22 protein-coding genes and 1 tRNA gene are annotated in these 26492 nt (G+C 60.8%); 14 read left to right on the plus strand and 9 right to left on the minus strand.

Annotated elements, in window-relative coordinates; genetic code table 11:
* The first annotated feature begins 3 nt into the window (after positions 1-3).
* From bcsA to Tal182_RS08340, 5 genes are all read left to right on the plus strand, one after another.
* Positions 4-2196, plus strand: a complete 2193-nt coding sequence (gene bcsA / locus Tal182_RS08320; RefSeq protein ID WP_064811672.1) for a UDP-forming cellulose synthase catalytic subunit — start codon at positions 4-6, stop codon at positions 2194-2196.
* The gene (locus Tal182_RS08325; protein WP_085859137.1) at positions 2193-4625 is read left to right on the plus strand and encodes a cellulose biosynthesis cyclic di-GMP-binding regulatory protein BcsB; all 2433 of its coding nucleotides are present in this window, start codon (positions 2193-2195) and stop codon (positions 4623-4625) included. Before bcsA ends, Tal182_RS08325 begins: the two co-directional genes overlap by 4 nt.
* Positions 4622-5668, plus strand: coding sequence for a glycosyl hydrolase family 8 (locus Tal182_RS08330; RefSeq protein ID WP_085859138.1), 1047 nt, complete (start codon positions 4622-4624; stop codon positions 5666-5668). The genes Tal182_RS08325 and Tal182_RS08330 overlap by 4 nt, the downstream gene beginning before the upstream one ends.
* Positions 5665-8034, plus strand: a complete 2370-nt coding sequence (locus Tal182_RS08335) for a cellulose synthase (protein ID WP_085859139.1) — start codon at positions 5665-5667, stop codon at positions 8032-8034. Before Tal182_RS08330 ends, Tal182_RS08335 begins: the two co-directional genes overlap by 4 nt.
* Positions 8035-8110: 76 nt before the next feature.
* Positions 8111-8779 carry an HAD-IA family hydrolase gene (locus Tal182_RS08340; protein ID WP_085859140.1) on the plus strand — a complete coding sequence of 223 codons (669 nt, stop codon included), beginning with the start codon at positions 8111-8113 and terminating at the stop codon, positions 8777-8779.
* A gap of 71 nt (positions 8780-8850) precedes the next feature.
* Here the strand turns inward: Tal182_RS08340 and Tal182_RS08345 are convergent, their stop codons facing one another.
* A complete protein-coding gene (locus Tal182_RS08345) occupies positions 8851-9231 on the minus strand; it encodes a hypothetical protein (protein WP_064810084.1) in 381 nt (126 codons plus the stop codon).
* Positions 9232-9756: 525 nt separating this feature from the next.
* Here Tal182_RS08345 and Tal182_RS08350 point away from each other — a divergent pair.
* Positions 9757-9833, plus strand: a tRNA-Pro gene (locus Tal182_RS08350).
* A 77-nt stretch (positions 9834-9910) separates the two neighbouring features.
* On the opposite strand, the gene Tal182_RS08355 is transcribed toward Tal182_RS08350, so the two are convergent.
* On the minus strand, positions 9911-10543 hold the full coding sequence (locus tag Tal182_RS08355) for a class I SAM-dependent methyltransferase (RefSeq protein WP_064801727.1): 633 nt from the start codon (positions 10541-10543) through the stop codon (positions 9911-9913).
* Positions 10544-11084: 541 nt separating this feature from the next.
* On the opposite strand from Tal182_RS08355, the gene Tal182_RS08360 reads away from it, so the two are divergent.
* The gene (locus tag Tal182_RS08360) at positions 11085-11306 is read left to right on the plus strand and encodes a hypothetical protein (protein WP_064806073.1); all 222 of its coding nucleotides are present in this window, start codon (positions 11085-11087) and stop codon (positions 11304-11306) included.
* Positions 11307-11542: 236 nt separating this feature from the next.
* A complete protein-coding gene (locus Tal182_RS08365; protein WP_064801730.1) occupies positions 11543-11755 on the plus strand; it encodes a hypothetical protein in 213 nt (70 codons plus the stop codon).
* A gap of 54 nt (positions 11756-11809) precedes the next feature.
* Here Tal182_RS08365 and Tal182_RS08370 read toward each other — a convergent pair whose 3' ends face one another.
* A complete protein-coding gene (locus Tal182_RS08370) occupies positions 11810-12103 on the minus strand; it encodes a helix-turn-helix domain-containing protein (protein WP_064801731.1) in 294 nt (97 codons plus the stop codon).
* Between the two features lie 70 nt (positions 12104-12173).
* Positions 12174-13355 (minus strand): ROK family transcriptional regulator, encoded by a 1182-nt coding sequence (locus Tal182_RS08375; protein WP_085859141.1) that lies wholly within the window; start codon positions 13353-13355, stop codon positions 12174-12176.
* 358 nt (positions 13356-13713) lie between these two features.
* Between Tal182_RS08375 and Tal182_RS08380 the strand changes: the two genes are divergently transcribed.
* Positions 13714-15471, plus strand: coding sequence for a glycogen debranching protein (locus Tal182_RS08380; RefSeq protein WP_085859142.1), 1758 nt, complete (start codon positions 13714-13716; stop codon positions 15469-15471).
* Positions 15472-15491: 20 nt separating this feature from the next.
* On the opposite strand, the gene Tal182_RS08385 is transcribed toward Tal182_RS08380, so the two are convergent.
* Positions 15492-16106 (minus strand): GNAT family N-acetyltransferase, encoded by a 615-nt coding sequence (locus tag Tal182_RS08385; RefSeq protein ID WP_085859143.1) that lies wholly within the window; start codon positions 16104-16106, stop codon positions 15492-15494.
* A gap of 176 nt (positions 16107-16282) precedes the next feature.
* Here Tal182_RS08385 and Tal182_RS08390 point away from each other — a divergent pair, with 176 nt between their 5' ends.
* The 4 genes from Tal182_RS08390 to Tal182_RS08400 are packed head-to-tail and all read left to right on the plus strand — an operon-like array spanning position 16283 to position 19471.
* On the plus strand, positions 16283-17620 hold the full coding sequence (locus tag Tal182_RS08390; RefSeq protein ID WP_064801739.1) for an extracellular solute-binding protein: 1338 nt from the start codon (positions 16283-16285) through the stop codon (positions 17618-17620).
* The gene (locus tag Tal182_RS32175; RefSeq protein WP_164517775.1) at positions 17621-17764 is read left to right on the plus strand and encodes a hypothetical protein; all 144 of its coding nucleotides are present in this window, start codon (positions 17621-17623) and stop codon (positions 17762-17764) included.
* Positions 17745-18638: a sugar ABC transporter permease gene (locus Tal182_RS08395; protein WP_064801741.1), complete on the plus strand. Its 894-nt coding sequence runs from the start codon at positions 17745-17747 to the stop codon at positions 18636-18638. The genes Tal182_RS32175 and Tal182_RS08395 overlap by 20 nt, the downstream gene beginning before the upstream one ends.
* Positions 18638-19471, plus strand: coding sequence for a carbohydrate ABC transporter permease (locus tag Tal182_RS08400; protein WP_064801750.1), 834 nt, complete (start codon positions 18638-18640; stop codon positions 19469-19471). Before Tal182_RS08395 ends, Tal182_RS08400 begins: the two co-directional genes overlap by 1 nt.
* Before the next feature lie 27 nt (positions 19472-19498).
* On the opposite strand, the gene Tal182_RS08405 is transcribed toward Tal182_RS08400, so the two are convergent.
* From Tal182_RS08405 to Tal182_RS08420, 4 genes are read right to left on the minus strand one after another with little or no spacing between them, the layout of a single operon-like run.
* Positions 19499-20743 (minus strand): O-antigen ligase family protein, encoded by a 1245-nt coding sequence (locus tag Tal182_RS08405; protein WP_085859144.1) that lies wholly within the window; start codon positions 20741-20743, stop codon positions 19499-19501.
* The gene (locus Tal182_RS08410; RefSeq protein ID WP_085859145.1) at positions 20740-22302 is read right to left on the minus strand and encodes an undecaprenyl-phosphate glucose phosphotransferase; all 1563 of its coding nucleotides are present in this window, start codon (positions 22300-22302) and stop codon (positions 20740-20742) included. Before Tal182_RS08410 ends, Tal182_RS08405 begins: the two co-directional genes overlap by 4 nt.
* 56 nt (positions 22303-22358) lie before the next feature.
* Positions 22359-23528, minus strand: a complete 1170-nt coding sequence (locus Tal182_RS08415; RefSeq protein ID WP_064810090.1) for a glycosyltransferase — start codon at positions 23526-23528, stop codon at positions 22359-22361.
* Between the two features lie 3 nt (positions 23529-23531).
* On the minus strand, positions 23532-24107 hold the full coding sequence (locus Tal182_RS08420; protein WP_064801757.1) for a polysaccharide biosynthesis/export family protein: 576 nt from the start codon (positions 24105-24107) through the stop codon (positions 23532-23534).
* A 190-nt stretch (positions 24108-24297) separates the two neighbouring features.
* Here Tal182_RS08420 and Tal182_RS08425 point away from each other — a divergent pair, with 190 nt between their 5' ends.
* On the plus strand, positions 24298-26472 hold the full coding sequence (locus Tal182_RS08425; protein WP_085859146.1) for a Wzz/FepE/Etk N-terminal domain-containing protein: 2175 nt from the start codon (positions 24298-24300) through the stop codon (positions 26470-26472).
* The last annotated feature ends 20 nt before the right edge of the window (positions 26473-26492 follow it).

Raw genomic sequence — 26492 nt, forward strand, 5'->3', positions numbered from 1 at the left:
TCGATGCGCAAAGCCCGCAGTGTCTTCATATGGGCCGTTGTTTCGCTCTGCATGATCGTGCTGATCACTCTGCCGGTTAATCTGCAGACCCAGCTCATCACCAGCATTACGGTCGTCACGGTGATGGCGCTCATCAAGATTCTGAAGGGCGAGGGGACATGGCGCCTGGTGGCGCTTGCCTTCGGAACGTCGATCGTGCTGCGCTACGTCTATTGGCGCACCACCAACACCCTGCCGCCGCTGAACCAGCCTGAGAATTTCATTCCCGGCTTGCTGCTCTATCTTGCCGAAATGTACAGCGTCGCGATGCTGGCGCTCAGCCTTTTCATCGTTGCCACACCGCTTCCGTCGCGCCCATCGCGAGCCGCCAATCCCGGGCGCTTGCCCCATGTCGACGTGTTCGTGCCTTCCTATAACGAGGATGCCGGCCTTCTCGGAAACACGCTGGCTGCCGCCAAGGCGATGGACTATCCGGCCGACAAGCTGCATGTCTGGCTGCTCGACGACGGCGGCACCCTGCAGAAGCGCAATTCCGGCAAGTTGCTCGAGGCCCAGGCGGCGGCGGCCCGCCATGTCGAGCTGAAGCAGCTCTGCCAGGATCTTGACGTCACCTATCTCACGCGCGACCGCAACGAGCATGCCAAGGCCGGCAATCTCAACAACGGCATGAAACATTCGACCGGCGAACTCATTGCCGTCTTCGACGCGGACCACGCGCCGGCTCGCGATTTCCTGCTCGAGACGGTCGGCTACTTCGAAGACGACCCGAAGCTCTTTCTCGTCCAGACCCCGCATTTCTTCATCAATCCCGATCCGCTCGAACGCAATCTGCGCACTTTCGAAAAAATGCCTAGCGAGAATGAGATGTTCTACGGCATCATCCAGCGCGGCCTCGACAAATGGAACGCCGCCTTCTTCTGCGGCTCGGCTGCAGTCTTGAGCCGCAAGGCGCTCGAATCCCAGAACGGCTTTTCCGGTATCAGCATTACCGAGGATTGCGAGACGGCGCTGGCTCTCCATGGCAGCGGCTGGAACAGCATCTATGTCGACAAGCCGCTGATCGCCGGGCTGCAACCGGCCACTTTCGCAAGCTTCATCGGCCAGCGCAGCCGCTGGGCGCAGGGCATGATGCAGATCCTGCGCTTCCGCTTCCCGCTTCTGAAGCGCGGCCTGTCGATCCCGCAGCGCCTGTGCTACATGTCATCCACGCTTTTCTGGCTCTTCCCGTTCCCGCGCACGATCTTCCTGTTTGCGCCGCTCTTCTACCTGTTCTTCGACCTGGAGATCTTCACGGCCTCCGGCGGCGAATTCCTTGCTTATACGCTTGCCTATATGCTCGTGAACCTGATGATGCAGAACTACCTCTACGGATCCTTCCGCTGGCCCTGGATTTCCGAGCTTTACGAATATGTTCAGACCGTGCATCTGCTGCCGGCCGTCGTCTCGGTCATGCTCAATCCGCGGAAGCCGACCTTCAAGGTCACCGCCAAGGACGAATCGATCGCCGTCAGCCGCCTGTCTGAGATCAGCCGTCCCTTCTTCGTAATCTTTGCGGTACAGATCATCGCGCTCGTCATCACCTTCTACAGGATTTATGCCGAGCCCTATAAGGCCGACGTCACACTTGTCGTCGGCGGGTGGAACATCATCAACCTGATCATGGCCGGCTGCGCGCTCGGCGTCGTGTCGGAACGTGGCGAGCGCGCTTTGTCCCGCCGCGTCCGCGTCAACCGGCGCTGCGAGTTTTACGCCAACGGCAAGTGGTATGCGGCCTCGATCGAGGATGTCTCCGTCCACGGTGCAAGGCTGCATATCTTCAACAAGCATCTCGATGAACTGCTCGTCGGCGCCCCCGGAGAGATGCGCTTCCGGCCCTATAGCGGGGCAGATCTGGAAACCCTGCCGCTGATCGTCCGCAACATCGAGCCATCAGGCGACATCAGCAATGTCGGCTGCCAATATGTGCCGAAAAGCGCGCTTGATCATCGCCTGATCGCCGATCTGATGTTTGCCAATTCCGATCAGTGGACCCAGTTTCAGGAATCGCGCCGCCGCAATCCGGGCCTCATCCGCGGCACCTTTTGGTTTCTCGGCCTGTCGCTCTATCAGACCAGCCGCGGCCTGGTTTACCTCTTCCGCAGCATGCGGCCGGAGCGGGAGGCGCAGCAGCGGGCGGCAAAGGTCAATGCCGGATGAGAAAGATCGTCGCCGCTGCGCTTCTCCTGTTGCATGCCCCCGCTGTCACCCAGGCGCAGACGGCGCCCTTCGATATGTCCGGCGAGCGGCCGCCCGGCGCGTCCACCGCCCCGAGATTGACGCCGCCCGCTCCGCCCGCAGCGACGGCGCCGGTACCTGTCACGCCACCCATTTCCGTAACGCCCACGCCCGTTCCTGCGCCGATCACTGCCGTGCCGCAACCGGCGACACCGGCGCCTCAGCCTGGCGCGGCGGCGAATGCCGCTTCGCACCCGCGCCACCGCGATATGAGGCGGTATCTAGTGCCCTTTTCGAAATTCAGCCTCAGCGGCGAATATGACCGCCGGTCATGGTCTGTCTATCTGACTCCCGAGCAGGCGGCCGCCAAGGCGAGTTTCACCTTCGCCTATCAGAATTCGATCGTCGTCGCGCCGGAAGCCTCCGCGCTGACCGTCTATGTCAACAATCGTCCGATCGGTCAGCAGCGGGTCAGCTCGGCGGACGGCTTTTCCGCCGTCACTTTCGAAGTTCCCTCCGGCCTGCTGCAGCCGGGCGCCAATCTTGTGACCTTCCAGGCAGAGCAACGCCATCGCACCGATTGCAGCATCCAGTCCACCTATGAATTATGGTCGAATATCGATCCGGCCGGAACCTTTCTGAGCTTTGCCGGCGGCAATGCCGCGGAGCTTTCGAGTGCCGACGCGATCCGCGCCATCGGCGTCGATGGCGCCGGCAGGACGGAGTTCGATATCGTCGTCCCGGCGCTGGAGCAGCCGGGGACGACCAAGCCGTTGTTGCGGCTGGCACAGGGTCTGTCGGTGCTGAGTAGCATGCCGAACCAGATATTTGCCTTCAGCGCTGCCTCCCTCCCGACCGCCGGTCCTGGCAAGCTCGGGGTGCTCGTCGGGACTGCCGCGGAGCTGCGGCCGTTCCTTCCCGGCCTGCCGCCCGGAGCCGAAAGCGCGCCGCTCGCGGCTTTCGTGACCGATCCGCGCAGCGGCTCGCCGGTGCTTCTGATCAGCGGCCCCTCCTGGCAATCCGTGTCCTCGGCGATCGATACCATCGTTTCGCCGACGGACAGGTCCGCGGATGTCCGCCGCGATGCGCTGACCACCGAGCGCTGGAGCGCGCCGAATGCGCCGCTGGTCTTTTCCGACACCAGCATTGCCCTCTCGCAACTCGGCGTGAAGACGACGGAATTTTCCGGCCGGCGGTTCCGCACCAGCTTCAATGTCGCCGTGCCGGCCGATTTTTATGCCAATGCCTATGGCGAGGCGAAGGTGCTGCTCGATGCCGCCTATACCGACAATGTGCTGCCAGGCAGCCAGATCGATATTTACATCAACGACAACATTGCCTCCACCGTGCCGCTTACTTCGACCACCGGAGGCATTCTCCGTCATCTGCCGATCCGCGTGACGATGCGCCACTTCAAACCGGGCCTCAATACGATTGGGATCGAGACGATCCTGATGACGAAGGACGATGCCGCTTGCGCTCCGGGTGCTACCGCCGGTGCCAATCCCCGTTTTGCCCTGTTCGATACCTCCGAAGTGCACATTCCGGATTTTGCCCGCGTTGGGCAGCGTCCGAATCTGGCCGCCATTTCCGGCACAGCCTATCCCTATGGCCGGGCGACGGAACCGACGCCGCTCTTCATCGATCGCGTCGATGCCGATACGCTTTCGGCCGCGGCTACGCTGCTCGGTCAGATGGCGGTGATGGCCGGCCATCCGATCGCCGTCGAAACCGTAGCTTCGCCGAATACGATTGGCGATCGGGACGCCATCTTCATCGGCTCGATTTCGCAGATGCCGGCAACCGCGCTGACGCAAGCCAACATCTCGACGGCGAGCCAAGCCTCGTGGCGTCCGGTGGCCGACACGGAGCCAGGTGCCGTCGATACCGGCACGGCCTTCGAGACGTGGAATTCCAAGGTCAGCGGCGGTATCTTGCGCAGCCGCATTACCGCCTTCCGTGAATGGCTGGGGCGCAATTTCGATATCACCCGCAGTTCGCTGCAGTTCATCCCCGGCGCCGAGACGGTCTTCACGCCCTCCAACGCCGACACGCTCATGGTTGCGCAAGGCTCCAGCCCCCTGGGAGAGGGTTCATGGACCGTGGTGGCGGCACCATCGGCAAAGGATCTGCGCGAAGGGCTCGAGGTGCTGACCGGTCAGCTGAACTGGCCGCAGATATCAGGCCATATCACCACCTATTCGAGCAAGACCGGCAAGATCGATACAGTGCCCGTCACCCGCTTCGATTTCGTCCCGTCCACGCCCTGGTCTATCGCCAATTACCGCTTGATCGCCGCCAACTGGTTGTCGACGAATATTCTCTCCTATGCTTCGCTACTCGTCGTCTTCGTGTTGCTGATCGGCCTCGCCACCTCGCGCATGCTCAAAACGCTGGGGCGGTCCAAATGAGGTGGTGGCGCGTGCTTCTGCTTGCGGCGCTGGCTGCGTTCGCCCCGGCAGGCCCGTCCGCCGCCGCGCAGCCGGCGATGATCAATGCCGATGCGTGGTCCGCCTACAAGGCGAAATTTCTCGATGCGAGCGGCCGGATCATCGATAACGGCAACGGCAATATCAGCCATAGCGAAGGGCAGGGCTATGGCATGCTGCTCGCTTATCTCTCGGCGAGCCCTGCGGATTTCGAGCAGATCTGGTATTTTACCCGTACCGAGCTGCTGTTGCGCGACGATGGCCTGGCCGTCTGGAAATGGGATCCCAACGTCAAGCCGCACGTGACCGACACCAATAATGCCACGGATGGCGACATGCTGATCGCCTATGCCCTGGCGCTTGCCGGCACCGCATGGAAGCGCAACGACTATATCCTCGCCGCCTCCCGCATGGCGCAGGCGCTGCTTGCGAAAGCCGTCGTCCGATCGGCGGGCCGGACGCTGCTGATGCCGGGCAGCGAAGGTTTTGGCGCTGCCGATCGTGGCGACGGCCCTGTCGTCAATCCTTCCTACTGGATTTACGAGGCAATGCCCGTCATGGCAGCGCTTGCTCCCTCCGATGCCTGGAAAAAGCTTTCGGACGACGGCGTGGCGCTGTTGAAGACGATGCAGTTCGGTCCGCGCAAGCTTCCTGCCGAATGGGTCAGCCTCAGCGGCCCACCGCGACCGGCAGAGGGTTTCGACGCCGAATTTGCCTATAATGCTCTTCGCATCCCGCTTTATCTCGCGCGCGGCGGCATCAGAGACAAGGCGCTGTTAAACCGCCTGCGAACGGGCATGTCGCAGAATGGCATTCCGGTCACGATCGATCTGACCACCGGCCGGCCGAAGACCGTGTTGCTGGACCCGGGTTATAGAATTGTTAACGATGTTGTGGCCTGTGTAATCGACGGGACGAGGCTGCCGGTCTCGGCTCTGCAATTCGCACCCACGCTCTATTATCCGTCCACGCTTCAACTGCTGGGCCTGGCCTATATCGGGGAGAAGCATCCGGAGTGTCTGTGAAAGCTTCTCTCGTGGCGATGTCAGCGGCAGTCGTGGTGGCGACCCTCGTCACCGGACTGAAGGATCGTGCCGCCCTGCAGCAAAAGCTCGGCCTTGGCTCCGCAGACAGGCCGGCGCCGGAGCTGTTGATGATGGGGCGCATCAAGCCGGACGACGCTCCCGCGGGCAATTCCGAATTCAATGCCGAGAGCGTCGCCGACAGGATCGAAGCGATCACTTCGTCGCCGCCACCGGCACAGAGCGGCGATGAGCCGAATGCCGTTGCAGAGCAGCCGGCAGCACCGCAACCCGACGCGCCTCAGACAGCTGCAGAGCCGGCGCCGGTCGCACCGCCGATCGTTTCCGACCCGCCGGCGCCTCAAAAGGCCGCGGCGTCCGCGCCGCCTGCCGTTGATGAAAGCGCGCTTCGTTATTTTGCCAGCCGCGGCGACAAAGTGCGTCTGCGGGCTGAAATCTCCCGGCTTCAGGCGCTTTATCCAAACTGGGTTCCGCCGGCCGATCCGCTCGCCGTGCCGCAAAACGGCGACAAGCAGCTCGAGGCCATGTGGAAGCTTTATTCCGATGGCCGCTATGCGGAGTTGCGCAAAGCGATCGCCGACCGTCAGGCCGCCGACGCCGGATGGCAGCCGCCGGTTGATCTGCTCGAGCGGCTTGGTGTCGCCGAGGCCCGCTCCCGCCTCATCAATGCTTCGGATCTCAAGCAATATGCGACCGTGGTCGATATCGCCGCCGCGACGCCGAGCCTGCTCACCTGCAGCGAGGTCGACGTGCTCTGGCGTGTCGCCGAGGCCTTCATCCGGACGGAGAGGGCGCAGCGCGGGCAGGATGCTTATGCCTATATCCTGAAGAACTGCGCCGACGCTGCCGAACGGCAGGCGACGGTCGAAAAAGCCTCGACGCTGCTTGACTACCAGCCGATGCAGGCGCTGCTGGCGCTGGAAAAGCCTGCTGTCGACGGCAGCAGGGAATTCGATGCAATCCGCGACAACCTTGCCCGACGCTTTGTCGCTGAAAGCAATGACGACCCGAAGCTCGCCATCGCGCCGAATTATATCGCTCATCTCGAAAAGCTCGCCGAAAGCCAGGGGCTGGCCTCCGATGCGCTGCTGCTCGGCTGGCACCAGCTTCGCCGCAACAATCCTGCCCTTGCCGAAAAGTGGTTTCGTGCCGCCCGCGACAGGGAGGATACGGCGGCCGCCTCGCAGGGGCTGGCGCTGGTGCTGATCGCCCGCAAGGCGCCTCAGGAAGCCGAGGACGTGATGTTCCGCTGGCGCGCCGATTCCGATGATGCGACCGCAACCTATCTTGCCGCCACCGCCAACCTGATGGCGCTGCAACCGCCGGCCGATCTGACCGAGGACGTGCTTCATCGGATCGCAGCCGAAGTCATCGCCCGGAAATATGTACCGACGGCGCAGCAGTTCGGCTGGTATGCCCGTTCTCTCAACCAGTTCCAGACCGCCGCGCGCTGGTTCGAAACCGCGCTGGCATGGAAGCCGGATGACGAACCATCCGCCTATGGCCTTGCCGTCACGCGTGAGCAGCTGAACGACCGCAAGGGCGTCCTCGACCTCCAGCGCGGCTGGGCCGGCCGGTCGGCGCGAATCGCCGATCTTCAGGACACTTCCTTGCCGGCGTCGAGCGCCGATACCCAGTCCTCAAAGGCGCCGCTCGCGCCGCAGCAGCCGGGCCAGCCGGTAGAGCCGCGGCAGCGTCCGGCCGCTTCAATGGCGCCGCTTCCGGCCGAGCGGCCGACTGTGCGGCAGCCGGGACCGGACCTCGCCATCCGCGCCGCAAGGCCGGCGATGCAGACGGTGACTGTCGAGCGCGGTCCGCGCCAGGTGCGGGACTGCTCGACGACCATTGACGCGGGACGACTCGGGCCGGGCGAGGCGCTGTCGCGTGGCTGGTGCCTGATGGATATCAACCGGCCGATGGAGGCGGTCTCGGCCTTCGAGACGGCGTTGCAGAGCCCGGTCCGCAAGATCCGCGAAGACGCAGCCTATGGTCAGAGCCTCGCCTATCTGCGCGCCGGTCTCTCCAGCAATGCCGCCGTTGCGGCAACCAAGGCGCCGCAGAGCCGCCAGCGCGCTGCAGAACTGCAGGTGGCGATCCTCGCCGATCGCGCCTTGTCGGCCTTCGACGCGGGGCGTTACCGTGAAACCCTGATCTATCTCGATCAGCGCGCCCAGTTGCAGCAGGAGCGGATCGATCTGATGGTTCTGCGCGGCTACTGCTATCTCAATCTGAAAATGTACGATGACGCGATGCGAATCTTCGAAGCCGCCGCCGCGACCGGCAATCGCGACGCCGCACGTGGTCTGGCCGATGTTCGCAACGTCACGCATCCGGACGTCAACGACTGACGTTGACGCCGTCGTCGCTCTCGGCTACTCGCCTGCCGGAGAGGCCCGATTGCCTCGTGTTCGCAAGGAAACACCCGTGCCCGGTCACCACGACGTCCTCGACAGATCCTATGACGCCTTCCTCTTCGATATGGACGGAACGCTGCTGAATTCCATTGCCGTCGTCGAGCGCGTCTGGAGCGCATGGGCAAGACGACATGGTTTTGAGCCGGAGGTTTTCCTGAAAACGATCCACGGTATTCGTGCCTCCGACGTGATCCGCGGCCTCGGCCTGCCGGGTGTCGATCCGGTGCACGAGGCGGATCTGCTGCTGGCCGAGGAGATGGAGGACGTCTCCGGCATCATCGAAATTCCCGATGCCGCCCGCTTCCTCAACGCCATCCCCGACGGCAGATGGGCGATCGTCACCTCGGCGCCGATCGAACTCGCCAGGCGCCGCATGGCTGCAGCCGGCATTCCAATGCCGAAGGTGATGGTCAGCGGTCGGGTGGTCGTGGCCGGCAAGCCCAGCCCCGAGGGTTATCTGCTCGGTGCAAGCCGCCTCGGAGTCGACCCGGCAAACTGCCTGGTCTTCGAAGATGCCGTTGCCGGCATTCTTGCCGGCGAGGCCGCCAGCGCCGACGTCACCGTCATCACCGAAACCCACGCCACGCCTTTCGAAACTCCGCATTTTTCGATTGCGAACTATCGGGCGTGGCAGCCCCGCGAGACCGCCGAAGGTCGGCTGAAGATCGTCGCAATCTGAACGTTACCGGGCGCACTGCTTCCTTCGCGAAACGCTTCATCTCCACCCATCATGCCGAGCACGGCGCCATCCTATTTCTCAGCGCGGTTGAGGAGAATGCGCATTTCGTCGAAGCGGCGCTTGCGGTCACCGTCATCGGCGTTCGGTGCATAGCACGTGCTCGATACGCAGAAGCGCGCCAGGTTGTGCGGCTTATCCGCCTTGTCGAACTCGCATTCGAATATGTCGGTCATTTCGGCCGGCGCGGTTCCCTGCCGCGTCGAATACGACATGCGGACACCTGGCGGCTTCAACTCGGGAAACGATTGCACGGTGCCGATAGCGAGCTGATCGGTCATGAAGAAGCTCTTTGCCACGGATTTGCAGGTATCCTCGAGCTCAGGCGACTGCGCCATCGCATCAGCGGGTAGGGCGAATGCGGCAAAGGCAAATAATATGATCGGCTTACGCACTGCGACTTCCTCCACTGTCTCTGTCGATTGAGGTAGAGCGGTGAGACCAAAAGCAAATGGTGGTCTGCCTGCGGTGAATCTAACAACCCAGCCATGTCCGCCTGTGGTGACATCGGACTTCAGTCTCTGTTTCGCGATTGCTTTTCAACATCAAGTGTCTGTTGGCGATCAGGATCTTGGGAGAGGGGGATACGCAAAGATGGCGGTACTCAAAGCCATCGCTGATGAAAAGAAGCTGCAATCGCCAAAGGTCGGGCGCAGATTGCAAATGAGAACGCTTCTACTGCAGACGACGAGACTCCGGTCACTTAAGGCTGAGCACGCCTTGCGATTCAAATGGAAAGGATGGTCAACCCGAATTCGCTCTCGGAACGCATCGGAAACATCGCCTGGGACTTTCGTGGGACTGTTTGCGCCGATCTGTGCTTTTCGACGCCTTCCGTTCTATTTTTATTCCACGACCATCATTTTCCCCTTGCGCTATGAAGGCCGATTTCATAAAGCAATCAAGCCGTTTCGGCAGGTCGGGGCGTAGCGCAGCCCGGTAGCGCACTTGACTGGGGGTCAAGGGGTCGCTGGTTCGAGTCCAGTCGCCCCGACCATTTATCCCTTGAAATCCCAGTCAGCACATCACGTTAATGGTGAGCGCCGCGCGTGCGTGGCCGCGGTAGCGGACGGGTCAGTGCGGTTTCTGCGCGATTGCAATCATCGACTTTGCCAGAAGCGGAATTCTCCCGACATATTCGAAGTCGACGTCTTCGAAGCCTGTGTCGAGCAGCAGCGTGCTGAGTGTCCCCGGGGACCAGAATTTGATGTGGCCGTGGTCTTTGAGCGGCATGAAATGGTCATCCATCTTTCCGCTTACCGCCAAAGCCAGATTTTTCCAGTAACCGTGAAAAGGCGTCGATACGACCGCGATGCCTCCCGGTTTCACCAGATCGTACATGGTCGCCGAGAAAGCCTTCGGGTCGTAAACATGCTCCACGACTTCTATGCTGATCACCGCATCGAAGGTCCCGTAGCGGCTGGAAAGATCGTCGTAGCCGGAACCGATTTCCAGCGGAAGATCGGGATGGACCGCTTTCGCTTTCGCAATACCGTCCTCCGACGGATCGACGCCGACGACGTCGTAGCCTTTCTCCACAAGCACCGAGGCAGCGCCGCCGGTGCCGCAGCCGAGATCAAAGACCGCCGTTTCGTTTGCCTCGTGAAAACTGTTTTCAAGGACGTCGACAACGGCCGGCAGGATATAAGAATGAGCGGTCGTTGGCTTGGCGTGAACATAGGTAGTAGCGTCCAGTTCGATAGACATTTTACCTCCTGAAAAAATTGAACGCGCCGAGGCAATGGTACGGCGGACTTTGACGGCAGTGTGGTGCCGTTATGGTAATAAGGTGATCACGCCGGTCGGCATTCGCCGCCATCCTCCGATGCCCAACGGCCGAACCGATTTAAGCTCCTCTTCACCACGACGCGATTGATGGTCATGCTCGCGCCGGGAATATCCCGAAGCTGATTGACAGGATGGCGCGAAGATGCTGAAAACGGCCGGATTTCGGGTCTATGCCATTGGGCAGAGAAAATGGTCAGTGTATCGAATTCGATTTGACCATTTGAAGTAAATCATCCAATGAAATACTCTCTTAACGGGAGTGGTTGAAAATATCTCTTCTAGTTATTTTTGAGAATCCATCAATAGTATGGACTGACGTTTGTTTATTTCGTTAAGGCTATACAGAATTTTACGCTGAATAGTCTGGCTTTAAATTTCAGAGAACCTTTTGGCGCTTCGCATTTTTGCGAATATGTGTAGATTAGGATTGTTCCTCTCAGAGATGGCCTGGTGCGAGCTCATGGCGGATATGAACCAGAACCTAACTTGCAGGCAGGCCCTTGCCGATGCTTTCCAAGCTCTGTCGGACGAGGCGGTCAAGGCCGGCTGGCCAGAGGGCGACGTTGCCCTCGCGCTTGCCGAACTTGCCGAGGAACGAGTGATCGAGCTGACCGCCAAGGTGATCATGGAAGGCTTCATCGATCCGCCGTTCATCGCTGCTGGCGGCCGCCGCAACGGCTGAAGCATGTTGCGGTAACGCCAGATCAGGATGAAGCCGAACAGCGGATCTGAAAGATCGCAACACGCCTGAGCCGGTTCGGATCCCTGCTGCAAATGCGGAAGGAAATTTTGTTCCGCAGGAGTTTGCGCAGTTGCTAAAGTTCGGACCCTCACGCATAATAACTTCATTGCCGGTTGCGGAGGGCGGCCGGCGATGCAAGCGTGTAGGCGTTTGCCCTCGGAGGGAAGTGCGGCGTGATGTTACGGTCATCAATTCATCCGCATGATTTACCGCTCTTTTCGGAAGATCTCGATCTGCTTTCGCAAGTGCTCGACAAGGTCTGCGACGAACGCGGCCTGGTCAGAACGACGCCGGAAGCCGAGAGGATCGGTGCGGTTATCATTCAGCTTTACAGACAGGGCGTGAGAGACGGCGGCAAACTCGCCGACCTTGCCAAGACCTATCTCTGACACCCGGTTCCCGCAATAAAGGATCGGACCGCGAAACCTGACAGACGGATCTGGTCAGTCGTCATTGGCGGCATTGAGATTTTCCGGCCGGATGCCATCATCGGTTGATGTGCGTGCCCGCAACCGGATGCCGGGGCCGCCTTCATCTTGATTGCCGCTCGACAGGAAGATGATGCCATGCGCCTCGAGCGTGCTGCGCACGTCGAACAGCGCATGCGGCTCGCCCTCAAATTCGCCCTTTTCCAAGGCCGTCACGGTCTCGACCGGCAGGCCGCTTGCGGCGGCGAGCTCTTCGATGCTCATTCCGATCATGGCGCGCGCGCCGCGTATCTGCGTTGCTGTTATCATGACGCAAAATCTAGCGCATTTGCCGCGCTTCGCAAGTGGCGCAGCGGCTGATTGCGAGCCGCTGCGATCGTCAAGCGTCCTGCAATTTTACACCGAACAGATCGTCATGCATGCGCTCGACGGCGATACCCATGCCTCCCATGAGAGCGGCGCGGTTGCCGAAGCGGCTGATCTCGATCCGCGGCGGGTAAGGGGTGCAACGCGGCAGAAAAGCGCGGATGGCGTTTACGAGCTCCGGCCTTGCACCGATACTGCCGCCGGTGATCACCAGTTCCGGGTCGAGAGTTGCTCCGATGGCGGCAATAGCGATCGCCACCAGTCTCGCGGTCTCTTCGATTGCTGCGATGGCGCTCGTTTCGCCTGCATTGAACGCAGCGAAGAGGTCGGCCACGCTAGAGGCGTTGCGCCCGCCGAAACCGGTGTAGCGCCGCAGCATGGCGACGCTGCCGACTGCGCTCTCGAAGGTTCCCAGTGTAAAACCGCCTGGATCAAAAGCATCGCCGCCGAGTGGAAGATAGGCAATTTCGCCGGCCGCGCCGCGGGCACCGCGCAACAGCGCGCCATTGGCGATAATGCCCATGCCGACGCCCGTCCCAAGCGCCACGAAAACAAAACTGCCGACATCGACGCCGTGTCCCCGCCATCTCTCCCCTTGCGCGGCGAGGTTGACGTCATTTTCAATGATCACCGGTATGCCCATCTTGTCGCTGAACGCTTGCCGCAGATCCATTGCGTCCACGCCGGGAATGTTCGGCGCGACGTTGATATGTCCGGTAGCCGGATCGAGGACGCCGGGACTGCCAAGAACGACGAGACGCAGCTTGTCGGCAGTCGTCCCCGCCGCAAGCGCGAGTTGAGTGATCAGGTCGCTGAACTGGTTGACGAGATGCGGTCCGCCGCGTGGGTCGGTGGGCACTTTGGTTTCCGCAACGACGTTACCCAACAAATCGCAGATAGCCGCAGCGATCTTGGTACCTCCGAGATCGATGGAGACCGCCAGGCCCGCGCTTGCGTTGATTTCATAGATGATCGCATTCCGACCGGGACGACCATCGGTCTGCCCGACAGGTTTCAGCCACCCGTCATCCTCAAGATCGCGCACGACATCGGAAATCGTCTGTTTCGACAGGCCGGTCAGCTTGGCAATATCGGCGCGCGAGATCTTCCCCTTGGCTAACACGGTTCGGATCACCGTATTGGTCGAGATTTTTCGTGCGATGGGAGTCTGTACGATAGACGACGTCGTTGCCATCCGGCTAATCGTTCCAATTAGTTCGAGGTGTATCCCTAATGTAAGGTCGGTCCGGTTCTCAGCCGTCGCGAAATGATGGGTTTAGTCCTCAACCCTCATCTCCATAGCCCAGTTCAGTACACGGAAGCCGACAATTTGTCTACGTCCTTGACAAAGGAGGAGCCGCCTGTAGGCTGGGATCAACGCGTGATCAACGCGCGAATGAAACAGGGTCGAGGACAAGTATGCACCGTACATATTGTCTGGGTCGGCGCGCACGCGCCAAGATCGCCCAAAGAGGAACCAGCTCAGGCTGGTTCAGCTGTTTCTTCGTTTCGCATTTTGCGGGTTCCTCCACGCGGCTGTCGGGGACCTGTCTATGATAAAACCCTCGACCGACGGGCAGCTTTCAGCCGACGCCGGCGTCTTGCTGCCCATAATGGCGCCACGCCTTCAGGCGGATGTTCATCCGGACGGATATGCCGATCTTGCCCTTTGGGGTGCCGGCAGCCTGGGGCGTGTGCGGTTTTCTCCGATCACCGGCCCCTATACCTTCGCTCCGAACCGGCTCGTCTCGAAACAGGGCGGCGTTTTTGTCGCGCAGTCGCTGCCGGTGATGCTGATCAATGGAGTGAGCCTGCAGGGCGTCTATCCAGCGCGCCGTTGCGCCTGGTGGCACGAGCCGGATGGGCGAGACGCGAGGGCGAAGGTGTCCCGCAGCGGTCATCGGCAGATTTTCGAAATGGGCTGGGGCGTCCTTATCGCGGAAGCTCGAGATTCCGATCTGCGGATTGCCGGCGGCGCCTCGAGAGACGAAGCCGAGAGAGCCCTCGATCTCAGCAGCGAAGCCATTATCACCGAAGCCGCGGAATATGTGGCGCGTTGCGACATGATGCCTGAAGCCGACCCGCTAATGCGCAGCATGGTCAGTCAGGGGATACATGCGGCCCTTTCCAGCATAAGGCGCGACGAAAATGGTGCCTTCGCCGGCCTTGCCGCCGGACAGGCCTATAGCGCTCCGGCGCGGACCTATTACCGCGACGGCTATTGGACGATGCAGCCGCTGTTGACGCTTGCTCCGGAGGCGGTGCGCGACGAGATCCGACTGCTCGCCAAGGGAATACAGCCCGACGGAGAGGCCCCGAGCGGCGTTATCCTGACGGGACCGGCGCAATCGGATGCCTGGCAGCGCTTCGTCGCCGACAGCAAAGCCAATCCCAAAACCCACAAAAGAGCAGTTCCGGAGTATCATAATCGTCCCCAGGATTGGTGGAGCGACCACTTCGACAGTCCGCTTTTCTTCATTCTTTTTCTCGATGACTATTTCGGAGTTACGAAAGACGCGGCCGAGGTGCAGCTTCATTGGCCGACAGTGAGGGCGATCATGGATCGCTATGTCAGCCTGGCCGGTTCCGACAGCGTTCTGCCGCTGAAACCGCGCAACGACCGAGATTGGGCCGACAATGTCTTCCGTGACGGCCTTGTCTCCTATGACCTCGGTCTCTTCGTCGGCGCGCTGGATGCTGTCGCGAGGCTGGGCGAAGGACACGATCCAACCCTTGCCGAACATGCACGCAAGACCGCAATTCTTGCCCGCCGGGAAATCGAAGCCAGGCTCTTCGTGCCGGCAACGGGAGGATATCTCGACTATGGGACACCCGGCACTTTTGTCGAAGATCATCTGGCTCTCGACAGTCTGACCTTATCGCGATTTAGTGCTATCTCAGAGGAGAGGGCTGTCGGCCTCCTGAGGGCGTTTGAAACCAGGCTGGAAACGCGCAACAATCAGGAACAGCCTTATGGCAGTTGGGGTGTGATGTGCGCCTATCCACCATTCAAGCGGCAAAGCGATTTGCGATCCAAGACCGCCTTTCCCTACCGCTACCATAACGGCTCGGACTGGCCTTATTGGGACGGCGCCTATGCCGAAGAACGCCTTCGCCACGGACTTCGAGGCGCCCGCTACGCGCTGACCCGCTGGTGGGAAACCTGCCTCGACAATGGCTGGATCGGCGCGGTGGAATATTTCTCGCCGCCCTATGGACGCGGCTCCCTGCTTCAGGGCTGGAGCGCCATGCCGGCAGCCGTCGCTTTGAAATATGGGCTCGACGCTGCAAATTCGGAGCCGATGTCATGAGCGGTCTGGCGCCGGCGGTTTCAGCGGGATCCCTGATCGATCCGCATTGCAAAGGCGACGGCGCCATCGCGTTCGAATTCGGAAAAGCCAAGGTGACGATAGAAGCCTTTGGCGCGTTCGTTTGTGGGGTCGACCCCGAGATGCACGGCCGTGACTCCATGATTTCGAAGCGCCTGCAGCTCGGTGTCGATCATCTTTCGTCCCCAGCCGCTTGCCTGAAGCCCGGGAAGGATGTTGATGTGCAGATGCGCCGGGTACTGGTGCTGAAGCCAGGCCGTCCCGCTGCGAGGATTTTGGATTCGTTCCAAGACGTCGGCGTCGCGCGGACGGGTCGGCGCCAGTCCGGCGATCTCTCGGCGCACGAGCGGCCACCAGCTTGCCGCCAGGTCCTGATCGAACTGGCTGGTGTCGGGGGCGCCCACGACATAGCCGACCGGACGGTCATGCTGGACGAGAACAAAGGCAAAGTCTTTGGCGAACTTGAGATATGGCACCGACCAGATGTAACCGGGCAAACGCGGGTCACTATAGAGAGCGCTGGCATCGTGACCGCCATTCGCGGTTTTCAGGCAGATTTCAAAAAAGGCTTCGATATCCGCTTCAATCGCGGGACGGATGAAGCAGCTGGTGTCCATCACTTTGCCACCTCCTGCGTGGCGCGTTGTCGTTTTGGGTCGCGAGAGGAGCTGATGCACTGACGATTACCTCAGATTCGCCGGTCAGGCAAAGCTCTGGGGGAAGAAAACGTTCGACGGCGCCTGGCGCAAGGCTCGGACGGGGAGTGGAGAATAAACCAAGTGAGGTGGAGCAGATGAAAAGAAGCGTGAAATCGATCAACATACTGCCGGCATTTCAAATGAAAACGGCCGTCGCGCTTGCTGGTGCAGCGCTTATGAATTTTGGCCTTTCGGCAGCCGCCCGGGCTGACGATCTGGCTGTTTGGGATGACCAGACCTACGAAGGTCAGAGTGCGGTCATAGAGCAGCTGAACAAAGAGTTCGAAGCTGCGCATCCCGGCGTTACGATCAAGCGTACCGCCCGCACATTCGATGACATGAAGTTGACGCTGAAGCTTGCGGTTTCGGCAGGGAACGGCCCGGTCGTCACGAAAGTCAACCAGGGCGCCGGCGATATGGGCGCAATGGTCAAGGAAGGACTGCTCCTGCCGGTTGACGACTACATCAAGAAATACAGCTGGGACAAGCGCCAGTCCGATTCCGTGCTGGCGCGAGATCGATGGGATGGGCCAAAGTTCGGGGTCGGCAAGACCTACGGCATATCAGGCCTCGCCGAGATCGTCGGCCTCTATTACAACAAGAAGATCCTTGACGACGCCGGCATAGCACTGCCGCAGACTTTCGAGGAGCTTTTGGCCGATCTCGACAAGCTGAAGGAAAAAGGCGTGGCGCCCTTCATGATGGGCAGCGCAAAGCAGCATCTGGCCCTGCACATGATCGGCGCCATCGATCAAGCCCATATCGACGCGGGCAATCGCGCCGAGCTTGACGATCTGATCTACGGCAGGGGCGGCTCCTGGAACACCAAGGGCAACATCGAATCCGCAAAACTGGTGCAGAAGTGGGCGCAGGGCGGCTATTTCTATCCCGGTTTCGAGGGCATTTCGGGTGACGACGCCGTCCAGCTTTTCATATCAGGCCAGGGCGCCTTCCTGATTTCGGGAACCTGGTATTTCGGTGATATGCAGCACAACCAGGATATCGGCTTCATGGCCATTCCTGCCCCAAAAGGCATTACCAAGCCGCTGAGCGTCGGAGGCGTGGATCTTGCCTGGGCAATAACAAGCCTTGCCAAAGACCAGAAAACGAAGGATCTGGCCGGTGAATATATCGACTACATGGTTTCGGAAAAAGCTGCCGAAGCCTGGGCCAATGCCAGCTATCTTCCGGCAACGTCGCTTGCGGCGGATGCGAAGCCAAAGCTCACGCCGCTGCTGAGCTCCGGCATCGAGATGTGGAAGACGCTCAACGCCAACGACGCTCTCGGCCACTATCCCGATTGGTCTAGCCCGACGATGCTGAAGACAATCGACGATAACACGCCGCTTCTCCTGTCCGGCAAGATCACGCCTGAAGCCTTTGTCGACGCTATGGACAAGGATTATCAGGCCTACCTGAAGGGCCAGAAATAAATGGCGCGGACGCAGGCCGCGACCGTCCGCGGCCTGCGTCTGGTCGACATCACCTTAAAAAACAGCGCTGCGATCTCAGGCTTGCTGCACGACGACGATTGCTTTGGCTTCATGGAGTACCGGAATGAAGCGCTCCCCACTTGATGGCTCCGAACATACCAACTGGATCTATCTATTCCCCGGATTGCTGCTTTACGCGGCCTTTGTCTTCGGGCCGATTGTCGCGGCTTTGGGGTTGAGCCTGACCAGTTGGGACGGCTTGACCGTGCCCAGGTGGGTTGGCCTCGGCAATTACGTCGATCTCTTTTCCGATGATCGTTTTTACATCGCCTTGCGCAACAATGCCGAGCTGATGATTTTTTACTGCGTCCTGCCGCTCGGGCTCGGCATAGGTCTTGCCGCCTGCGTCTGGAATCTGAAGCAACGCGAACAACTCGCTCTGCGGACGTTCCTGTTCCTGCCATATATCATGCCGACTGCCGTGTTGGGCATCATCTGGGCATGGCTCTACAATCCTGCATTCGGTCCGTTCAACCAGTTTCTGAGAGCAGTGGGCTTGGGCATGTTCGCACTCCCCTGGCTGGGAGATTTCAACTTCGTGCTTCCCGCGGTCGGGATCGTTGCCACCTGGTATTTCTTCGGTTTTTGCATGGTCATCTTCCTCACGGGAATTCAGCGCATCGACCCGTCGCTCTTTGATGCTGCGAAGGTCGATGGCGCTTCGGCGCGAAAGACGTTTTTCTGGATAACGCTGCCGCTTCTCATGCCGGAAATCAGGGTGGTTTTGCTGCTGACGGTCATCGCGTCGATCAAGAGCTTCGACCTGATTTTCACAATGACCCGCGGCGGGCCCGCCAACGCCACGCTCGTACCGAATATCTACATGTACCAGCTCGGTTTCGAGCTCAACCGGTTCGGCGCGGCGGCGGCCATCGCCATTGTCGGCGCGGCCCTGACATTCATCATCAACTATGCAATTCACCGGTTTGTCGGCTCGCAGAACAAAGGGGTGGCGTGATGAGCCGTTCGTCCAATATCCCCACTACCACACTCCCTCTTCGCATTCTCCTCTGGCTTCTCGCATTCGTCACGATCACGCCATTCCTGCTTCTGCTTCTGACGTCAATAAAGAGCAAGGCCGACGTCCTGAAGGGTGCGTTCGCCTTGCCGGCATATCCGCACTTCGAAAATTACCTCGATGCCTGGAATGCCGGGCATTTCAACATCTACTTCTGGAATTCGATCATTGTCGTCATACCCGTTGTCGCCGCGAGCGTCTTTCTGGGCCTGCTGACGGGTTTCGCCTTCGCTTTTCTGTCTTTCCCGCTCAGGCGTATGCTGTTCGCCATCCTGACACTCGGCATGATGGTGCCGGCAGAGGCTTTCATCATCCCGCTTTATTATGAAATGCGGTATCTCGGGTGGATCAATACCTATGCCGCCGTGATCGTGCCGCAGATCGCGATGTCGATCCCATTCTCGACGATCTTCCTCGCCAGCGCGATGCAGCAATTGCCCGAAGAGATTCTCGAAGCGGCAGTCCTCGACGGCGCCGGGCGCTTCTATATCCTTCGCAAGATCGTCGTACCCCTGATGGTGCCGGCAATGTCGACACTGGCGTTGTTCCTGTTCATCTGGACCTGGAACGAGTTTCTGATTCCCTTTATTCTGGTGAACGACGATGCCTATCGGACGCTGCCCCTCGGCATGCTGTTTTTCCAGGGGCGCTACACCGTCAACACGCCGGTTCTGACCGCCGGGGCGGTGATCGTCATTGCCCCGCTCATCCTGACCTATCTCATTTTCCAGCGGCGGTTCATCGCCGGCTTGACGGCCGGGACGACGAAATAGGCAGCCCAAGCCATTGGCGGCAAGGCTTCAAGCCGCTCCGGCGAGATTTCGGCCGCGCCTGTGACGCGCTTCCAGCGCCGCGCAGCCCCAGACCGTACCGAAGAGCAGATAGACATGCCGCCAGTGGTCGATGTCGATGACGTTGCCGATCGCCGCATGGCCGAGAACGGAGATCCAGGCAATCATCAGGAAGGGTTGCCACGGCCGGTCGTGAAGCAGGTTCCGGAAACCCAGGACGAGCGTCCAGAGGAGCATTCCGACATAGCTGACGAAGCCGAGCCAGCCATAGGAGGTGAGCGACTTCAGCCAGATATTATGCTCGTCCTCGGGAAACATGGTGCCGAACACGAGCGGACCGATGCCGAGCGGGCGCTCCATCATCATGGTGAAACCGATCCTGTGGCGCTCGAAGCGGCCGAGATGTTCGCCGTCATACTGCTGCACGAGCTGGGCGCGTGTCGAAAACAACGCTGCGACCTTCGGAATCTGCAGCGCCACGAGCAGCGATGCGACCAGCATGATGATCGCCGCCAGTGACAGGATCAGCACGCGCAAGCGGAAGGCGCCGCTGCGCTCCTTCAGCAGCATGATGAAAATCAGCAGCACCACGCCGAGCGCAAAGAGGCCCCAGGCAGCCCGGGAAAAGGAGAGGAAGATGCCGAGGGCAATCACGAGAAGGGCGGCTGCCTTCAATGGCGATTTCTTCAGGTCGCCGACCAGAATGCCGTGGATGAGATGGAGCGACGGCGGCACCAGGAAGGGGCCGAAGACGTTTGGATCCTGGAACGCGCCTTTGGCGCGGTCATAGAGAGTGAACACTTCCGAGCCGGGAAAGGCGTGGAAATAGCCGAGCACGCCAAGCGCCGACGTGACGACGGCAGCCAGGGTCCAGGCGTTGAAGATCAGCGGCAGCCGCTTATGGCTGTCCTCGATGATCGCCCCGTAGAATACCGCGGTCAGCGCCAGGAAGGTCGAGACGGCGATATACATCGGCGCCGTCGCAAGGTCCTTCATCTGCGTCAGCGACAGCATGCCGCCGATATTGAAAGTGAGCAGCAGCGCAAGTAACGGCGCGACGCTGCGCGAAATCCTGAGCCCCAGGATGAACCAGAGGCCGATCAGTCCCGCCATCCAGAGTTCATAGGGCGCCGGCTCATCGATGACGAAGCCGGAGAGGAAAACACCGAAAGCGACGAAGGCGGAACCGATCAGCCGCAGCGTTGCCCGCTGCGGCTGGGCGACGCGCGAATATGTCGCCTCGATCGTGCTCAATAGGCGTTTTCCGTGTTGAACAGCCGGACCGGCGTCAGGAACAGGATTTTGAGATCGAACCAGAGCGACCAGTTCTCGATATAATAGAGGTCGTAGGCCGTGCGGAACTTGATCTTCTCGTCATTGTCCACTTCGCCGCGCCAGCCGTTGATCTGCGCCCAGCCGGTCACACCAGGCTTGACGCGGTGGCGGGCGAAATAACCTTCGACGACATCCGCAAAGGCGCGGTCGCGCGCTTGAGCGAGAACCGCATGCGGACGCGGACCGACCAGCGAGAGGTTTCCCCGCAGCACGTTGAAAAGCTGCGGCAGCTCGTCGATCGAGGTCTTGCGGATGAACCTTCCGACACGGGTGACGCGTGGATCGCCCTTGGTCACCGCGGCCTTGCCTGAGGGGTCGGCCATGTTGGTGTACATCGAGCGGAACTTGAAGACGTTGATGACCTCGTTGTTGAAGCCGTGACGCTTCTGCATGAAGAAGACAGGACCTTCCGAGGTCGCTTTGATGGCGATTGCGGTTGCGGCCATCAGCGGCCAGAGCAGCGCAAGCGCGACCAGAGTGAAAAAGATGTCGAAGCCGCGTTTGGCGACGGAATCCCAGTCGCGGATCGGCATCTTGAAAATGTCGAGCATCGGCACAGCGCCGACATGCGAATAGGCGCGTGGCCGGAAGCGCAGCCGGTTGGCGTGCGCCGCAAGCCGGATATCGACCGGCAGGACCCAGAGCTTCTTCAGGAGATCGAAGATGCGCGCCTCAGCCGAAAGCGGCAGGGCGATGATCAGCATGTCGATGCGCGTCAGCCGCACGAATTCGACGAGTTCCGCCACGGTGCCGAGCTTCGGGTAACCGGCGACCATGATCGGTGAGCGCTTCTCGCCGCGGTCGTCGAAGATGCCGCAGATGCGGATGTCGTTATCGGCCTGCTGTTCGAGGGTGCGGATCAGCTCCTTGGCCGGTTCGCCGCCGCCGACGATGACGGCGCGCCGCTCCATGATGCCGTTGCGCGCCCAGTTGCGGATGCCGTAGGCCACGAGGAAACGCTCGGTCGCAAGAAAAAGCGCGCCGGCGGCAAACCAGGGAACATAGGCATCGACCATCGCCCATGTGGTGCCACGAATGAGCGCGAACAGGCCGATGGTCAGCACAAGCGCGATCGTCCAGGAGGCGAGAATGCGGGGCATCAGCCGTAGCTTCGTCCGGAGTGCGGGGATGGTGTAGGTGTCGGCAAGCTGCAGGGCGATGACGGTCGCGGTTGAAGCGATCGCTGCCATGCCGGCCCGCACCAGCAGAGCATCGCTGCCGTCGCCCGGCCAGAAGTAGTGGACGATCAGGGCAATCGAAAACAGTGCCAAGAATTCCAGGAGCCGCAATTGGCCGATAATAATGGCAGGCGAACGAGTGCCGTCGCGGAACTGTCCGGCGATCTGCCGGGCATAGGCATTGATTTCAGTCGGCTCGGAGGCCTGCTCCCGACTTGCATTGCGTCGCGCCTCGATGTCGGAGACCTGCTTGCGCAGCGCTTCTACGTCAAACGGATCGCTTTTTTCCAGCTTGTTCATGGGGTTTTGTCGCTCGTTGTCAGCAAGCGAAATACCAGAAAGCCCCTAAGAAATATTTACGGGGTAACGAACACTGCTGGTTCGGCGGCAGGGCCGACGAGCTCATGGTATAATTGCAGAACATCCCGCGCCATCACGGTCGAGGAAAACACGGCCTTTACTGCCTCATGCGACGGCATTGTTCTGGCGTGCCAGCCGGGCGTGCTGAGCGCTTCCGCCATCACGCGGGCGAGATCGTCTGAATTGCCGGGCTCTACAAGAGCCGGACTGTCCTTGCCGAGCACCTCGGGAATGCCGCCGACGCGGCTGGCGATGATCGTCTTGCCGGCCCCCAGCCCTTCGAGCACGATGTAGGGCATGGCTTCGGCGCGAGAGGGGACGACGAGATTTTGCGCCATGGCAAAGGCCTCGTGGATACGCATTGCCGGCAACATGCCGATCCGTTTGCCGAGGCCGCGTTCGATCATCATCTCGCGGTAGCGGTCGCGGTCAGGTCCGTCGCCGATCATCAGCGCCGAAAGCGGCCGGCCGAGCAATCGCTCGGTCTTGGCGAAGGCATCGACAAACAGATCGGGACCCTTGAGGTCCCGAAGCATCCCGACATAGATGAAATGCACCGCATCCGACCGGGTGTGGATCGGCTCGAATTCACGCTCCCCGATGCCGTTATAGATCAGTTTCGTCTTCGTCCGCGGCTTGCCCACCTTGCGGGCATAGGTGTCGCGCTCGTATTCGCAGATGAAGACCAGCGCATCGGTGAAATATTCCTGCAGGCGCTCCATCCTGAGGACGAACTGTCCTGTGAATGAGGAGCGCGAATAATGCAGGCTTCCGCCATGCGCGGTATAGAGGCGGGCTACGCGATACCTGTTCACCCGCAGGGCTGAGCCGGCAAGTCGCGCGAGCACGCCGCCCTTGGCGCCGTGCCCGTGCAGCACATCCGGCCGCAAACTTTTAATCTTCTTGTACGTATCCCACATCGTCGCGATATCGGACGGGCTGACCGAGCGGCGGATCGGCACGCGCGTCAGGCCGAGAGACAGATATGGGCGGATATCATCGAACAAACTGTCCTCGTGCTCGCCGCCTGTCGAGCTGTCGCAGAGAATGCCGACGTGATGACCGGCCTTGCTGTGTTCTTCGACCAAGTCGCGGACATGGCGGAAAATCCCGCCGACCGGCGATCTGAAGCAGTGCAGAATGCGGAGCGGTCTCTCTCTTGCCATTGCTCAAAAGAGCCGTTCGCGAACGTAGATCGTGTCGCCGGCGATGATCGGGCCGGATATGTTGATGCGGCCGGTCAGCACCTGTCCGTTTATCTTGCGGGTGACATCGACCATGCTCTGGTTGGCGCGACTGGAGAAGCCGCCGGCAACCGCAATGGCGTTCTGCACGGTCATGCCCGGAACATAGGCATATTGGCCGGGCTGGCCGACTTCGCCCATGATGAAGATCGAGCGGTAGCGGTCGACGTCGATGGTGACATCGGGATCGCGAAGATAGCCCTGCTGCAGTTTCTGGGCGATCTGCCCTGAAAGTTGCTGCAGGGTTCGGCCGCGGGCAGGGACCTGACCGATGAGGGGGAAGGCGATATAACCGGCCTGATCGACGGTGTAGGTATTGGTCAGGCTCTGCTGGTCGAAGACGGTGATGCGCAGCCGGTCGCCGCTATCAAGCGTATAGGGCTGGATGGTCGCCTCGTTGAAGGCTTTCGGAGCCGGCTTATACGTCGTGCATCCGCCCAATGCAGCCGTCATGGCTGCAAGGCTCAGGGCCAAAACGATTTTGGGCGGGGCGACAGACATCCGCTGGTGCTCACAGAAAATGAACTTGGTGAGATCGTTATCGATCCGTTAGGGTTAATGCCCGGTAAAAGACGGCCGACAATTTCCGGCGTTCTTTGCTGATCCCGATCATTTCTTCGCAAGGTTGCCATTAACCGTTGAGTTACCACGGTCGTTTACGCTTGCGGGACCTTTGTTGTGGAGTAAGAGCATGTCCGGCGTAGCGCGTGATCAGGATGTGGACATCGACCTCAGCCAGCTGGTTCGCGCCGTCTGGGCACGCCGGCTCAGGATTTTGACGATCACGCTCGCGGCGGCCGGCGTCGCCTTTGCCGGCGCCAAGATCATCTCGCCGCAATATCGCAGCGAAACACGCATCCTCATCGAACCACGCGCGCCAGCCTTCGCCAGCACCCAGCAGGCGAACGAAGCCGGCGCCGGGCCGCTGATGGACGAGCTGAATATCGCCAGCCAAGTGCAACTCCTGCAATCGGCCGATCTCCTCAAGAAGGTGATCAACGACCTGAAGCTCTACAATCTGCCGGAATTCGACGATGCCGCCAACGGCTCGGCGATGACTAGCATCCTGGTGAAGCTGCATCTGAAGAAGAACCCGATGGAGAACCCGCCGGAAGAACGGGTGATCGACGCTTTCGTCGAGCGGCTGCAGGTCTATCAGGTGCCGGGTTCGCGCGTCATCGGCATCAATTTCACGTCGAAGGATCCGAAGCTCGCAGCCGCCATCCCGAACGCTATGGCGAATGTCTACCTTTCCACTCAGAGCGGCGCCAAGCTCGCATCCAATTCGGAAGCGACGCGCTGGCTTGAGCCGGAGATCGAGAACCTGCGGCAGAAGGTCAGCGAGGCCGAGAAGAGGGTTGCCGAATATCGCACCAACCACGGTCTGCTGCAAACGAACGGCACGACCACATTCCCCGCCCAGCAGCTTAATGACATCTCCGCAGAACTCACCCGCGTGCGGGGCGACAGGGCCAATGCCGAGGCGAGGGCGCAGGCGGTGCGCAATGCGCTGTCATCGGGCGAAGCCTCCGATACGCTGCCTGACATCATGTCTTCCCAGGCGATCCAGCGGCTGAAGGCGACGGAATCGGGCCTGCAGTCGCAAATATCAGATCTGCAGACCAGCCTTCTCAACAGTCATCCGAGGCTGAAGAGCCTGCGCGCCCAGCTCTCCGATATTCGCGGCCAAATCCGCCAGGAGACGCAGAAGATCCTGGCAAGCATCGAAAACGAGGCGAAGGTTGCCGATCTCCGCGCGAGCGAACTCGAGCGCCAGAAGGACGCGGTTCAGGCCAACAGCGCCCGTGCCGGCGAAGACGAGGTTGGCCTCAATGCGCTGGAGCGCGAGGCAAACGCCCAGCGCCAGCTGCTCGAAACCTATCTGGTACGCTATCGCGAGGCCGCCTCGCGCGCCGACAGCAATTCCAGCCCGGCGGACGCCCGTATCGTTTCCCGAGCCATCGAGCCAGTCGATCCCTATTTCCCGAAGGTGGTGCCGATCGTTGTCGTCGCCGCCGTCGCGACGCTGATCCTGAGCGCCATCGTCACCATGCTCGCCGAACTCTTCAGCGGCCGGGCGCTTCGTGCCGTCGATGCGTCCCGTGACACGGTCGAGGCTGAAACGGTCGCCGAAGACAAGAATGTGCCGCAGGCCGCCTCGGTCGTCGCTGCCGTCAGAAGGCCCGTCCAGGCGAGCATGCTCGCCGTTATCACGGAGGATGACGGAAAGGACGTGATCGAAGAAACGGCGGCTGCCGAAGAGACGCCGGAGGACGACAATGAATTTTCCATTGCCTCCGTTGCGGACTACCTCACGGGCAGCCGCGCGCCGCTGGCAATCGCCATATCTCCAACTGGCGACAATGGCTCGGCGGCGACGGTTGCGTTGGCGCGTATGCTCGCCGATGCCGGCCGCCGCGTCATTCTGATTGATATGACCGGCTCCGGCTATCCCACAGAACTGATGGCCGAGAACCAGGTGGCGGCTGGCATCACCGATCTGCTGTGCGGCGAGGCCGCCTTCGGCGACACGATCCATAGCGATCGTCTTTCCGATGCTCATCTGATCCCGCAGGGTCAGAGCGACGTGCGCCGCGCCATGCGCGGTGTCGACCGGCTGTCGCTGCTGCTCGATGCGCTCGCCGCCGCTTATGACCTCGTGGTGGTCGAATGCGGTGCGGCCGATGTTGCCGGCGTCTCGCGACTGACGCGCAGCCGGGATGTCGAGATCGTCCTTTCCCTTCCGGAGATGGAGGAGACCATCTTTGTGACCTTGATGACGGAATTCCAGGCTGCGGGCTATGAGCGCGTCGTGCTGATGTCGGGCGGCGAAGGGGCCGAGCAGACGCTCGGCCAGGCCGCTTGAAGCATGTCGCGCAAAAGTGT

It is taken from the genome of Rhizobium sp. TAL182 (assembly GCF_002117725.1).
In the GTDB taxonomy this organism is placed as follows: domain Bacteria; phylum Pseudomonadota; class Alphaproteobacteria; order Rhizobiales; family Rhizobiaceae; genus Rhizobium; species Rhizobium esperanzae.

Bases quoted from the DNA above. Each gene is read 5' to 3' on its own strand.
- bcsA (WP_064811672.1), top strand. From the start codon at position 4: ATGCGCAAAGCCCGCAGTGTCTTCATATGGGCCGTTGTTTCGCTCTGC.
- Tal182_RS08325 (WP_085859137.1), top strand. From the start codon at position 2,193: ATGAGAAAGATCGTCGCCGCTGCGCTTCTCCTGTTGCATGCCCCCGCT.
- Tal182_RS08330 (WP_085859138.1), top strand. From the start codon at position 4,622: ATGAGGTGGTGGCGCGTGCTTCTGCTTGCGGCGCTGGCTGCGTTCGCC.
- Tal182_RS08355 (WP_064801727.1), bottom strand. From the start codon at position 10,543: ATGTCTATCGAACTGGACGCTACTACCTATGTTCACGCCAAGCCAACG.
- Tal182_RS08360 (WP_064806073.1), top strand. From the start codon at position 11,085: ATGGCGGATATGAACCAGAACCTAACTTGCAGGCAGGCCCTTGCCGAT.
- Tal182_RS08365 (WP_064801730.1), top strand. From the start codon at position 11,543: ATGTTACGGTCATCAATTCATCCGCATGATTTACCGCTCTTTTCGGAA.
- Tal182_RS08370 (WP_064801731.1), bottom strand. From the start codon at position 12,103: ATGATAACAGCAACGCAGATACGCGGCGCGCGCGCCATGATCGGAATG.
- Tal182_RS08375 (WP_085859141.1), bottom strand. From the start codon at position 13,355: ATGGCAACGACGTCGTCTATCGTACAGACTCCCATCGCACGAAAAATC.
- Tal182_RS08380 (WP_085859142.1), top strand. From the start codon at position 13,714: ATGATAAAACCCTCGACCGACGGGCAGCTTTCAGCCGACGCCGGCGTC.
- Tal182_RS08385 (WP_085859143.1), bottom strand. From the start codon at position 16,106: ATGGACACCAGCTGCTTCATCCGTCCCGCGATTGAAGCGGATATCGAA.
- Tal182_RS08390 (WP_064801739.1), top strand. From the start codon at position 16,283: ATGAAAAGAAGCGTGAAATCGATCAACATACTGCCGGCATTTCAAATG.
- Tal182_RS32175 (WP_164517775.1), top strand. From the start codon at position 17,621: ATGGCGCGGACGCAGGCCGCGACCGTCCGCGGCCTGCGTCTGGTCGAC.
- Tal182_RS08395 (WP_064801741.1), top strand. From the start codon at position 17,745: ATGAAGCGCTCCCCACTTGATGGCTCCGAACATACCAACTGGATCTAT.
- Tal182_RS08400 (WP_064801750.1), top strand. From the start codon at position 18,638: ATGAGCCGTTCGTCCAATATCCCCACTACCACACTCCCTCTTCGCATT.
- Tal182_RS08410 (WP_085859145.1), bottom strand. From the start codon at position 22,302: ATGAACAAGCTGGAAAAAAGCGATCCGTTTGACGTAGAAGCGCTGCGC.
- Tal182_RS08415 (WP_064810090.1), bottom strand. From the start codon at position 23,528: ATGGCAAGAGAGAGACCGCTCCGCATTCTGCACTGCTTCAGATCGCCG.
- Tal182_RS08420 (WP_064801757.1), bottom strand. From the start codon at position 24,107: ATGTCTGTCGCCCCGCCCAAAATCGTTTTGGCCCTGAGCCTTGCAGCC.
- Tal182_RS08425 (WP_085859146.1), top strand. From the start codon at position 24,298: ATGTCCGGCGTAGCGCGTGATCAGGATGTGGACATCGACCTCAGCCAG.